This window comes from Acinetobacter sp. MYb191 (genome assembly GCF_037572605.1).
Taxonomy (GTDB): domain Bacteria; phylum Pseudomonadota; class Gammaproteobacteria; order Pseudomonadales; family Moraxellaceae; genus Acinetobacter; species Acinetobacter johnsonii.
Genome location: NZ_JBBGZP010000019.1, coordinates 58,379 through 71,453, shown reverse-complemented (window position 1 = coordinate 71,453; position 13,075 = coordinate 58,379). Strand labels below are relative to the sequence as shown.

Genomic DNA, 13,075 nt, shown 5'->3' with positions numbered 1-13,075 from the left:
TGGGGTATCGCCAAATTCGGTGATGTTGGCCAGTACTGGAACGCCGACTGCATCACAGACGGTTTTGTACATGGTAATGTCAGTCATTGCTTCGGCAAAGATCGCATCGGCACCGGCTTCTACACAAGCACAAGCACGGTCAATTACCGCTTGTAGGCCTTCTTTTTGTAGGGCATCGGTACGTGCCATCACCACAAAGTTTGCATCAGTTTTGGCATCGACTGCAGCTTTTACGCGGTCAACCATTTCTTGTTGGGTGACGATTTCTTTGTTGGGGCGGTGGCCACAGCGTTTTTGTGCTACTTGGTCTTCGATGTGAACTGCGGCTGCGCCTGCGGCAATCATTTGTTTCACAGTGCGGGCAATGTTAAATGCCCCACCCCAACCGGTGTCGATATCGACCAGTAACGGGGTGTCTACACGTTCGGTAATGCGGCGTACATCTTCCAAAACATTATCCAGACTGGTCATGCCTAAATCAGGCAATCCATAAGAGTAGTTGGCTACACCAGCACCCGAAAGGTAGATGGCCTTGTAGCCCACCTGTTTCGCCATCATTGCTGCATAAGCATTGACTGTACCGATAATTTGTAATGGTTTTTCCACTTCCAGTGCTTGTCTAAATCTTAAGCCTGCAGATGTTTGTTCTGTCATCGTCCTTTCCTTGAAGCATTATGAATGAATGTGAAGTGTTGTTTATTCCACTGCGAGTAAAATTGAGCCATAACTTGCTCGTAAATCTTTTTTCAGGACTTTGCCTGTGCCGCCAACAGGTATGCTATCGACAAAAACCACGCGATCGGGGATTTGCCATTTCGCAATTTTGCCCGTGTAATAATCTAAAAGTTCAGCTTCAGACACCTGACTGACTGCGGTCTTTTTCGCAATCAGAATAGGTCTTTCATCCCATTTTGGATGGGTCGCAGCAATGACTGCTACCATGTCGATTTCAGGATGCGCGATGGCAATATTTTCCAGTTCAACTGAGGAAATCCACTCTCCGCCTGATTTGATCAAATCTTTAGAACGGTCACTGATGACCATATAGCCATCTGGATTAATAGTTGCCATATCACCCGTATCGAACCAGCCATCTGCGGTGAGTGCATTGCTAAATTGATCGAAATAAGACTCTACAATCCAGTGCCCTTTAATCTGCAAATGTCCTGTGGTTTGTCCATCTAAAGTCAATTCGGTACTACCCTTTTCAGCATCACAAATTCGAATGCTCACCCCAAACGGTGGGCGGCCTTGTGCGTAACGCAAGCTCGATTGGGCCGAGTCATTCAACTGCAAATGTTTAGCCTTGAGTTGATTCACCACACCCAAAGGACTGGTTTCCGTCATGCCCCATGCGTGAATGGTTTCACACTGAAAATCATCTTTAAACGTTTTGAGCATTGACGGTGGGCAAGCCGCGCCGCCGACTACATTGCGTTTTAAGCTGTCGAGTTTGCTGTCAGATTGCTTCGCTGCTGTAAGCAAACCTTGCCAAATAGTCGGTACACCTAAAGCTGTCGTTACTTTATATCGATCAATCAACTGAACCAAACTGGCGCCATCTAACATCGGCCCCGGTAACACCATACTGCAACCGACCATAGCCGCTGCATACGGTGTCCCCCATGCGTTGACATGGAACATAGGAACAACAGGCAAAATGCAATCTTGTGCTGAAAAATTAAATGAATCGGGCAAACAGGTTGCGTAACTATGCAAAATAGTAGAACGATGACTATATAAAACCCCTTTAGGATTCCCAGTCGTACCCGAGGTATAACACAGTGAACTGGCTTTAGTTTCATCCAGTTCAGGCCACTCAAAATGTTCACTTTGTTGTGCAATTAGCTCATCATAAAACAGCACTTCAGGTAAAGCTTTTTGGATGTCTTCATCATAAGCATCGAGGCAGATAAAATGCTCTACATAAGGAATGGATGATTTAATTGATAACACTAAATTTAGAAAAGTTTTATCAAAAATCAGTGCCTTATCATTCGCATCATTGATAATATAACTGAGCTGCTCAGGAAAAAGTCGCGGGTTAATAGTGTGGCAAACCAACCCACTGCCTGATATGCCATACCACGTTTCTAAGTGACGATTATTATTCCATGCAATGGTGGCCACACGGTCACTGACCGCAAAGCCACACGACTGCAATACATTGGCAAAGCGCTTTGAGTTTTTAGCAATTTGTCCCCAGTCTGTATGCAGCATCGACCCATCAGTATTTTTGGAGATAATGGCTGTATCTGCATGATAACGAGCGGCATGTTCAATCAGGCTGCTAATCAACAAAGGTTGAAACATCATATTTCCAATCATCAGAAACTTCCTTTTTAAAAATCTTTTTTAGACTTATTGTTTAAGATCCGCATATGATCGGTCTTGGTCATTTGTTTTTTAAAATACTGTCTTTTTCCATCTTCATTTTGTCATTTAGTTGCGTTATTTAGTCATTTGGTCACTTATGCACAAAAAACTTAAATCTTCTAATTTATTGTTTTAATTAATTATTTATACAAATATTCAATATTATAAAAAGTGATAATTAACTCAAAACTAATCTGAGAGACATACACCTGATTTCATATGATTTTTTAAACCTTGAATAAAAAAAACTCTACGTAAGGTCAAGCTGGAGTAGACGTACACTCTAGAGAATTCAAGAAAAGACGTCTTATGAGGAATTTAAGGAGATAATATAAATATGGACAGATCGAATGATTTTAAGCACCCATCAAATGCCGAAAGCATATTTTAAGAAATAAGAATGAAGCTTAATCTGCACACTTTAAGCATGCAGATTCATCCGTCTCCAACGCCCAGGCGTGATGCCATACCAACGCTTAAATGCGCGGGTGAAATTGGCTTGATCGTCATACCCCACTTGATTGGCCACTTCAATAATCATGAGTTTTTTATTTTTAAGTAACTCCGCAGCAATTTTCTTACGTGTCGCTTCAAGCAAGGTTTCAAAACTAGTCTGATGTTTATTCAAATAACGGTACAAAGTAAAACGGTGAATCGAAAAATATTCAGCCACACGTTCGACATTACAACTTCGGTGTGGCAATAATTCCTCAATAATTTTACAAATCTGACCAATCATGTCGACACGGTCGTGGGGTTGTTGCTCAGACAGATGCTGACGCAAAAATTGATCTAACTGATGATCATGCCCTGCTCTTTTTTGATCGAGTTGTTCCTGCGGAAATAAAATTTCGTGCTGTGACTGGCTAAACCAAACAGGACAGCCAAATGCTTTTTCGTACAGATGCGCACACTTTGGCTTCGGATATGAAATGCGTACCAAGGCTGGACGCCAAGATTTACCCAAAATCAGCTCGATAATAGACACCATCGCAACCAAATACGCAGTTTGATATTGTTCTTTTCCAGGAATATCACCATCGATATGCATGCAAATACGTGCATAGCCATCATCTTCTTTCAAATCTAACTTTTGCCCTCTGTACCACATACTGCCGTATTGAAAGAGGCTCTGCATGGCATCCCGCATGGTCGCGGCATTCAGCACCAGAAAACGTAATGGCCCAATATTTGAAAATTGTGCTTTTTTTCCAATCACTAAACCCAAATGATCACAGCCTGTTAATGCTTCAACGGCTTGAAAAATACTGCCCTGTGTTTGTAGAGAAATGGGCAATAAATTGTTCTTTAAATCTTCTCGCTGAATCCCAAAATGTTCAAATACCGTACGTGCATCGAAACTATGTTCTTCTAAATAGTTGGCAATCAGGTTCAAAATGCCAATGGGATTGGACTGTGGTTGTCGTGTTAAATCGATACTATGCATAGTTCCCTCTATATATGTCGATATATTCAGCACATGACTGTCTGATATCCCTATTCATTTTGAATATTTAATCATTCAAATATGCTTTCAAAATTTGGATTGCAATGCAATCTGGTGCAAATACAACGAAAGCATGGTCTGTTTAGACCATGCTTCAGATGAGCCAAATATTCACTTTCAAACAAATATCCTAGCTCTTTTTAAAAATTCACTTTAAATGCGAGCGAGGCAAAATCTCGGTCATCGATGGTACTGAAGTCATTTGAACCAAAGAAACTGGTATAGGCCATTTCTGCGGTATATCGTTGGCGGTATGTTGCAGAAACCGCTGCGGCAACACTCATTTGACCTTCCTGAAAGTTTTGGCTAAAACCATCGACATCATGACGGAACAACACACTCGGCGTAATCACGGTTGCAGGCAGCAAATCTTTATAGACTAAAGCGCCACGCAAACGATATCCGTATGACCATTCTGTAAAAAAGCCTTCTGTATTACAAAAGCGTTCATTTAAACGGTCAATTTCATCATTGGATAAATGGGCTGTTCCATAAGGGGTACATTGGTTTGCTTTGGTTTCTGGATCATAAGCACCTGATGACAACTCGCTACGCCCAAAAGCACCGACACGACCAAAACGGTTGTTGCCAATCTCACCGATATGATTCACCGCCAATTCGGCAGCCCAAGTAAAGGTATTGGCTCCAAGGACATTTGCTAGGCTGTTACCAGCACCGAGTGAAAATTGGGTCACGGGCGCACGGGCATAACCTTGTAAATATTGCCCAAAGTCTGCCGATGTTCCTGCCTCTGTTAATGGCGTATTTTTGTCTAAGACTTGTGCGTAGACAATATCTGTCCCATTAAACTGCAAAGGCTGGTTGGGTTTATGCGTTAACTCACTAAACACAGAGGTCGTACCGACTTTGCCTGCCAAGCTAAGTCCATACATTTTGATGTCTTCAGGATAGATCGAGAAAAACTGTGCGGTACTAAAGTTTGCTGGCCCTGCCGCAGTGACAGCGGTCCCGTCAAAATTCGCGGTTCGATTGTGATAATTTGCAAAATACAGCCCGAGCTCAGCATTGTTTAACTTAGGCAACGTTTGCTTTAAGGAAAAACCATACTGTCCGCTGTCTTTAGCATAACGACTTTCACTACGCGGGATATAAGATTTGGCATCTAAAGCCGTATCGGTAAGTTTATCGCCCGGCATCACAGTAATAACGATCGGCCCGCAGTTTTCTGGCACAAAGTCTGAAATGGCAAAGAATGTCCCACAGCCATCCACCACAGACGGTCTGAATTTAAACTGATAGAAACCTTCAAATTTCAAATGTTCATTAATTCCTGCTTCAAAGGAAAACATTTCCGTTGGAATCACACGCTCTCGTGCATCACCACCGGGACGATTCATCGCAGCATAATCAAAAGCGCTGACACTATTGAGTCCATTTTGGAAGAACTGTGATTTGCCCCACTGCAAGGTATGTTTGCCCAGTTTAATATTGGCACTTTGCCCATTATCTAAAGCAAAGTTCTTCCAAATATAGGCATCCCACAGGTCGATGCCCTTAAATTTCGCTAGTCGGGGCCACGCCGAATCATCAAAGGCTTTTAAATCGCCTTCACCTGTTTCATAAGCATGGTCATACCAATACTTCGCACTGACCACTGCACCCTGCTGTTTTCCTTTTAAGTTCAGCTCGGTCAAACCTTTCACCACTTGTGAAATCACATCGCCTTCATTAAAGTTCACGCGACCATCATCACCATTGATATCAATGCTATGGCCTTCTTTTCCAATATGATTTGCATCAGGTTTATAGACCAATGAACTAGATGCCTCTTGGGTACTCCAGTTTGTCCCAAAGCTAAGAACGTTTTTGGTTTCAAGCTTCCATTCCTCATTGAGATCAAAACTCGCTGCTGAAACTTCCGAGATCACCAAAGCAAGGCTTAAACAAAGAACCGTTTTTTTCATCAATGAAATATGATGATTTTGTCTGTTTAAAGACACAAATTGACCGACCATATCATCTCCATATCGATATGATTTATTTTTAAATACTGTGTTTTATTTCCATACAAACGCTAAAAATTACTGGCGATTACACCTTCATATGCCATAAATAACGTTTCACTAAATTCAACATCTTCTCTCCACATCTCTATTTATTCTGTAAAGCCATCCTTTGGCTCGGGATTTAAATTAACTGTTTTAAAATGTTCAAATTTGTCTTTAGGTCATGAAAATTAGTCTTTAGGTCATTTGCATGGATTGATTTTTCGAGATTGAAATGCAAAGGTGAACTCTGCCTCTCAACTATGAAACTTGCTCTGTGGACAAAGCATCCAACTGCAAGATCAACTGTTCCGCCTGTGGCCAATCGCCAAAACCTGCTGCTGGGTTCAAATGCCCTACAGCACCTGCATTGACCAACTGACTACCCCATATCTCTGCCATTGCTTCAACGGCTTGATACTGCGCTAAATGGTCATTGGTACTCGCCACCACAATGCTTGGAAATGGCAGTTTCTGAGTCGGTAATGGGCTCCATCCTTCGTTTTTAAGAATCTCAGGACTTGGATAATGCTCAGGCCAGCTTTCCGCCAAATCAGGTGGTGTAACCAGCAACGCCCCTTGAATATCATGCTGATGCAACGCAGCCCAATGTACAGTCATCAACACACCTGCGCTATGCGCCACCAAAATAACCGGTCCTTCGATTTTTTTCAGCTCGGCTTCAATGCGTGCGACACGGTTTGCGCAATTCAATTTGTCTGTTTCAGCTGGCGGAACGGCGCGAACTTTTACGAGCTTTGCCTCAAGCAATGTTTGCCAATGTGCAGCAACATGATCACGCAAACCCGGAATAATGAAGACTGTTGCCTGTGTAAATATTTTTTCCATGGATACACCTATTAAGCCTGATGCTTTTTAATCAATGCGATGCATTGTTGTATCCAACATAGAGGGATGGTCGCCAATTCGATATACATAGGGCGACATTTGCTTTTCATTTGATGACAAATCATCAAATCTATAACATTTTAGAATACACCACATAAACATTTTAAATATTTGATTTTAATAAAATTAATAAAACTTTTACTTTAATTAATGCAACACATTTCATGTTTTTCTTCAAATTTTGCCGATTGCTTAAAAAAATAACTGCCTCAATAATACGCTTGCGTTTCAGAAAGGATCCGCTGAAACCATAAAAAAAATAGCAAATGAAAAGGAAATTAAAATGAGTCAAATCTGTAAAATAGTCGTGCCTTTTGCATGCCTATTGTCAGTAAATTTTGCTTATGCGGATTCTACAAACTTTAAACGTTGGGCTGTTAGTGCAGGTTGGATGCATGTCATGCCTCAGGGGAAGGCGAACTCCACCCATGTCACAACGGCGGTTGAAGAAGGAGGCAGTTATGGTGTTGGATCTTTATATGGGACTGATCTTGCCAAATATGCAATCAACAGCAAAGAGCTGACAGGAATGGGCAAAATCATGTTTGATGCCTTTGTCAGAAATAGTCAGAAAGATCCAAACTATAAAGTGCCTGATGGTTTTATGAATGGTGCGAGAGCTGATATCACGGGCATTTCGGACTATACTGCTGATGGTGGTATGGAAATTGATGATACTGACACACTGGGTTTGACCTTGAGTTATTTTGTTAATGACAATGTCTCTTTAGAGTTGGTGGGTGGTATTCCTCCTAAAGTCGACGTAAAAGGTGTAGGTGAAATTCGTGCAACGGCTTTATCCACTTCGAATTCATCTCACCTACCTGCACATACACCACCTACCTATTTTGATGGTTTAGAACTGCTCAAAGACACTTTAATTACAGACCTTGGTGCGCATGGCACGGTGGCTGAAGTGACCGCATGGACACCAGCAGTAACTGCAAAATACCACTTTGGTACTTCGGGTAAAAATAAGTTCCGTCCATTTTTAGGTGCGGGCGTGGTGTATGGACATTTCAATAAATTAAAGCTCAATGGCGGTGTCGAAGAAGATCTGATCCAAGCGGGCTACATGATTGATAATATTTTAAACGGTCGCGCAGGTGAAGCACTGCATGGGGGCAAAGGCAGCTCTACAGCGACCCCTGAGGTGAAAGTCAAAACCAGTGATGCCTTTGCACCTGTGCTGACCGCAGGCTTTACCTATGACTTTACCGACCGTTGGTTTAGTACGGGTTCACTCAGCTATATGCCTAACTTTAATAACGTCGCAACTGTGACTGTCACTGACACGTCTACAGGCCGACAATTAATTAAGTCCACCACCAAGATTGATCTCGACCCATTAGTGACTTATGTCGGGGTTGGCTATCGCTTCTAAGTGGTAGAAAATACTGAATACCTCAAATGAAGCATCGCATTCAGATTTTTAGCAGCTCAGGTTGGCCACTGCCCCCAAAGCAGTCTCTGAAAATGCTCTCGTTTGAGGCTTAAGTTACCGCATTTTATTTAAAGGCTAATTCTTATTCGATATAGGAATTAGTCATTTTTAAATCTGAATGGTTTCTTGATAAAATAAAGCCTATTTTAATCAAAAAACCGCACTACTTAAGTGCGGAAACTGATACTTTTATAGTACTGGATATTGCTTAAAAATAAGTTCAGTCAGGACGACTGAAGTAAAAATAGGGAGCTTAAAGTGATTCCACTTGCCCATACTGCTGTACTCAAAAATTATTTGAATGTTAGCCAACAATTCAACTTCAATCCGTATTATTTGCTTTCTAATGCAGGGCTTAATCCTGCGCAGCTCAATGACCCGAAACAACGTATCCCTGTCGACAAAGCCATCGCTCTGTTAGAACAATCTGCTGAAATGAGCGGCTGCGAAGTATTTGGGCTGCTTATGGCGGAACAGCGCCAAATTGCCGATTTTGGTGAATTGAGTCTACTGTTAAGTTATCAGCACACTTTGCGAGATGCGCTACAAACCATTGTTATGTATAGAAACTTTATTAATAATGCGCTTGAGATGTATATTGAAGAAGCTGGAAATACGGTGATTATTCATTTGGAAGTTGTTGGCGCATCGACCGAATACAGCCGCCAAGCCATTGAATTGGCTTTGGGTGTCACCCATCGTTTTTGTGCCATGTTACTTTCGCAAAAATGGCGTCCTCTGGGTGTACATTTCACTCATAGCGCACCACAAAACTTGGCTATTCACCAGCGGGTTTTTGGTTGTGCTTTAGAGTTTGGTAGCGAATTTAATGGCATTGTTTGTACTGTAGCAGAGCTAGATAAAGCCAACCCACAAGCCAATACAGCCATGGCAGATCATGCGAAGCGCTATCTTGATATTGATCTGCTGCAAAATGAAAATGAATCCTCTATCATTTTCGATATTCGAAAAAGTATTTATCTCCTTTTACCTATGGGACGTGCCACGATAGATCAAGTGGCACATTTACATGGGATCAATGTCCGGACCTTACAGCGCAGATTAGAAGCCTCTCAAACCAGTTTTAGTATTTTAACCAACGATGTGCGCCGGGCTTTAGTCTTTCGCTATCTGCAAAATATGAACTACTCTCTTGGGCAAGTCTCAGACATTTTGGGCTATTCCATGCCAAGTTCTTTCACCCGTTGGTTTATTGGTCAGTTTGGCGTTTCACCCCTAGCTTGGAGAAATGACCATAAAAGCTCTACGCATTAATAAGCGCATGAAATAAATCTACTTCAAAATAAAGCTGATTCATCCTATTTGAATGAATCAGCTTTAATCATTTAAAAGTCCGTGTAATACATAGAATTTACCAGTCAGTGCACTGCAATCACTGACTGGCAAATAACGTACTGAATAGCTCAATGTTTTAACATCATTAGAACATCCAATGCATCAGTAAAAGTACCAAGAGCACAAGGAAAATACTCTCTCCCACCATCAATAAGATCGGCTTGATACCCACTGTCGCGAGTTCTTTAAACTGTGTTTTCATGCCCAATGCACTGATTGAAATAATCAAACACCAGCGCGACAACTCATTCATACCACCTTGAACCACCACAGGCACCCAGCCTGTACTGTTTACACAGGCCAAAATTAAAAACCCAACAGCAAACCATGGTAAAAGTGGCGGACGTGGCCCTGTAGACTCTACACCTTGCATGCGTGTAATCATGGCTGCACAAATAATCACAGGCAATAACATCGCCACGCGCATCAGTTTTACCACTGTTGCAGTATCACCAGTTTCAGTCGACATGCTATAGCCCGCGCCGACCACCTGAGCAACATCATGAATGGTTGCGCCCAAGAATACCCCTGCTTCAGTCGGTGACAAGGCCAACCATTCTGCAATCATTGGATACACAATCATGGCAATGGTCGACAGCGCCGAAACACCAATCACTGTAAATAAAGTTGCCTTTTCTTTTTGTGGGTGGTTCGGTAAAGCAACAGATAATGCCAGCGCAGCTGAAGCACCACAAATGGCCGTTGCACCGCCTGTCAGCATACCAAACAGTTTTTGAAAGCCTATTAACTTTGCAACGATAATTGAAACTGAAATCGTGACAATAATTAAGGTGATCACGAGTGCAATAGGCTGCCAACCCAATGCGGTGATTTGCGCTAAAGTGATCCGCATTCCGAGCAGTGCAATGCCAATGCGCATCACCGTTCGTGCAGTGAACTCAATACCTGCTTTACAACGGCCTTCAACCGACAAAAAACTCAGCCCCATACCCAGTAATAAGGCAAACAGCATGACCGGAGCACCATAGTGTTCCGATAAAAAACTTGCCGCTGCCGCTGCCACCAAACTGATACTAAAACCAGGTGCCAAGGCTTGGACTTTTTGACGAATATTATCTGCATAGCTGAGGCTAAATTGGCTTGAACTATTCATACTGTTCTCCGCTATCTAGCATGATCAACACCTGATCACCAACCTTCTGTACAGGATAAGACGCAACACGGAGTTTCGTGGAATTGAGTAGATAGCCACTGGCCAAGTCAAAACGCAGCCCGTGCGCACAACATTGGATGACTTTTCCTTCTAACTTGCCGCCACATAAGGACGCGCCCTGATGTGGGCAACTGTCATCAATGGCATAGAGCTGATGCGCAACGTTAAACAAAGCCAATGTCTTATCACCAACTTGCAAGAAGCAACGTTCACCTAAAGCAGGGACTTTGGTTTGAGGGACTTCAAAATGTGTAGTCATGCTATTTCTCTCCGTTCGACCAGAGCATCGAGCATGGCTTGATAAAGTTCATCCGCAGGACGGGCACCGACCATGGCAAAGCTACGATCAAAAACAAAATACGGCACGCCTTTCCCTCCCGTATCACCATTAAAAAATGGCATATGCGGTTTCTGTAAAAGTGCATCAATCAGCTCTTCAGAAAAACCACAATAAGTGGCAATTTTACGCAACACCTCAGTGTCACTAATATTTTCTGAATGATGAAAATAGGCTGAATACAGCCCTTCGAGCAGTCGATCACTCTGAGCTGCATCACATATTTTGTTTGCATTTGCATAAAAACTATGTGCTTTGGCTGTATTTGGCATACGTGGAATACGGTCAAAGTCGAGATCAATTGAAACCGCTTTAGCCGCCTCACGAACTTGCGCTTGGCGCATGCGGACAGCAGTCATACTGCCCAGTCTTTGTAAATAAAACGCATTAAAAGGAATGCCATCCACAGGAATATGTGGCAAAAGCTGCACGCCCCTCCACTGAAGTTTCACAATGACGTCGGGATGGCTATATCGTAATTTTTCTATTGCGACCTGTAACTGACGTTTCCCGATCATGCACCACGGGCAAATAAAATCAAAAAAAACTTCAATATTGATTTCATGAGTCATCACTTATCATCCGTATCTAATGCTGGGTTGTGTTGAATATTCAGCGGTATTGCCTGCGCATTAAAACGGGCAACATCGCGTACATAATGTTGTTTTGCGTAGAAAAATACAGCAGCAGCTGCAATGCTCATCAGCGGCATCAATTGAAACGCACTATGTAGTCCAATCAGGTCTGAAACTTTGCCGACCACTAAAGGCCCCAAAGCTAGACCTAGGAAATTGTTGGCTAAGGTTAATGTCGCAAAAGCGGTACTATGAACCGAGTTATGTGTGAGGTTTGCGACCATGGCGCTCGATGGACCATTGGTGCCAAGCGCAATGAACATCCCAAGGCAGATCATGAGTAACTGTGCATTACCCGCAGGCATTGCAAATGCAATGGATAACAACACACAGCCAATCAAGCAAAAAGCTATGGCTAACGTTACTTTGCGAACGGGACGATCTCGGCCTAAGCGGTCACATAACATACCGCAAAGAATGGTGCCCACTGCGCTACTGAGTACGATAATGGCTGCAATTAACCCAGCTTTATCGGTGCTCATACCGTAGTAACGGTTGAGATAACTCGGGAACCAAACGATCACCGTGCCACCCACAAACAACTGCAAACCACTGCCAATATAAGTCGCAATGACTGAGCGGCTGGAATAAATAGAACGTAATGGGTTGGTCAATTTATCGTATTTTTGTTCTGCGCGAAGTTGACGGCAAGTCTTGCCAATTTTTGTTTCTTTTACAATGACTGGATATAAAAAGGCCAGAATCAGCCCAAATACGGCCATACCTGCAAATGCCCAGCGCCAACCAAAATGCTCAGCCATCACACCACCTAGCGCCATGCCTAGAAATGAACCGAACACGCCACCCGCCATAAAAGCACTGGCTAAAGTAGCACGCATATCGCGAGGGAAAACCGCAACCACGACAGCAATACCAACACTGCCATACGCTGCTTCACCCACGCCGACCATAAAACGCGCTATGAACATTTGTTCATAGTTTTCCGCGACAGCGCAGCCTAAAGTGGCCAAACTCCAAAGCACGGCCATGAGTGTTAAGCTTTTCACCTTGCCAAATCGATCTGCCAAAATGGATAAAGGTAACGTCAATAAGCCCACCATTAAAGCCACAATGCCACTGAGTAAACCCAGCTGGCTATCGCTTAGCGTCCACTCACTCTTGATCAAAGGAAAGACCGCATTGAGCACTTGGCGTGACATATAGTCAGAAATGAGCAAGCCAAAAGTTAAAGCAAAAACCAACCACGCATACTTACGTGGTACGTCAATCGATGTATCCAAACCATCTGTAGAACTGGCATATTGATGCGCGCCCATACGACCTCCTTGTGTTTCTTATATGTTCTAATTCTCATTCTTCATAAAAATTGC

The 13,075-nt window shown here is 42.9% G+C and carries 11 protein-coding genes; 2 read left to right on the top strand and 9 right to left on the bottom strand.

Annotation, left to right across the window (positions count from 1 at the left end; all coding sequences use genetic code 11):
- From prpB to WH214_RS13305, 5 genes are all read right to left on the bottom strand, one after another.
- Positions 1-654 (bottom strand): methylisocitrate lyase (prpB, locus tag WH214_RS13325; protein ID WP_339993553.1); only part of this gene is annotated, 654 nt, incomplete at its 3' end.
- A gap of 42 nt (positions 655-696) precedes the next feature.
- A complete protein-coding gene (locus WH214_RS13320; RefSeq protein ID WP_339993552.1) occupies positions 697-2,328 on the bottom strand; it encodes a long-chain-fatty-acid--CoA ligase in 1,632 nt (543 codons plus the stop codon).
- Between the two features lie 469 nt (positions 2,329-2,797).
- Positions 2,798-3,823, bottom strand: coding sequence for an AraC family transcriptional regulator (locus WH214_RS13315; protein WP_339993550.1), 1,026 nt, complete (start codon positions 3,821-3,823; stop codon positions 2,798-2,800).
- 200 nt (positions 3,824-4,023) lie between these two features.
- On the bottom strand, positions 4,024-5,859 hold the full coding sequence (locus tag WH214_RS13310; RefSeq protein WP_339422854.1) for a DUF1302 domain-containing protein: 1,836 nt from the start codon (positions 5,857-5,859) through the stop codon (positions 4,024-4,026).
- A gap of 291 nt (positions 5,860-6,150) precedes the next feature.
- Positions 6,151-6,738 (bottom strand): RBBP9/YdeN family alpha/beta hydrolase, encoded by a 588-nt coding sequence (locus WH214_RS13305; RefSeq protein ID WP_339422855.1) that lies wholly within the window; start codon positions 6,736-6,738, stop codon positions 6,151-6,153.
- A gap of 343 nt (positions 6,739-7,081) precedes the next feature.
- On the opposite strand from WH214_RS13305, the gene WH214_RS13300 reads away from it, so the two are divergent.
- Complete coding sequence (locus WH214_RS13300; protein WP_339422856.1) at positions 7,082-8,182, top strand: OmpW/AlkL family protein; 1,101 nt, start codon at positions 7,082-7,084, stop codon at positions 8,180-8,182.
- A 318-nt stretch (positions 8,183-8,500) separates the two neighbouring features.
- Positions 8,501-9,517 carry an AraC family transcriptional regulator gene (locus tag WH214_RS13295; protein ID WP_339422857.1) on the top strand — a complete coding sequence of 339 codons (1,017 nt, stop codon included), beginning with the start codon at positions 8,501-8,503 and terminating at the stop codon, positions 9,515-9,517.
- Between the two features lie 166 nt (positions 9,518-9,683).
- Here WH214_RS13295 and WH214_RS13290 read toward each other — a convergent pair whose 3' ends face one another.
- From WH214_RS13290 to WH214_RS13275, 4 genes are read right to left on the bottom strand one after another with little or no spacing between them, the layout of a single operon-like run.
- The gene (locus WH214_RS13290; RefSeq protein WP_339422858.1) at positions 9,684-10,712 is read right to left on the bottom strand and encodes a YeiH family protein; all 1,029 of its coding nucleotides are present in this window, start codon (positions 10,710-10,712) and stop codon (positions 9,684-9,686) included.
- Positions 10,705-11,031, bottom strand: a complete 327-nt coding sequence (locus tag WH214_RS13285; RefSeq protein ID WP_087014957.1) for a Rieske (2Fe-2S) protein — start codon at positions 11,029-11,031, stop codon at positions 10,705-10,707. The genes WH214_RS13290 and WH214_RS13285 overlap by 8 nt, the downstream gene beginning before the upstream one ends.
- Entirely contained in the window at positions 11,028-11,684 is a 657-nt protein-coding gene (locus WH214_RS13280) for a DsbA family oxidoreductase (protein WP_339422859.1), read from the bottom strand. The genes WH214_RS13285 and WH214_RS13280 overlap by 4 nt, the downstream gene beginning before the upstream one ends.
- Positions 11,681-13,021 carry an MFS transporter gene (locus tag WH214_RS13275; protein ID WP_339422860.1) on the bottom strand — a complete coding sequence of 447 codons (1,341 nt, stop codon included), beginning with the start codon at positions 13,019-13,021 and terminating at the stop codon, positions 11,681-11,683. The genes WH214_RS13280 and WH214_RS13275 overlap by 4 nt, the downstream gene beginning before the upstream one ends.
- Positions 13,022-13,075 lie beyond the last annotated feature (54 nt).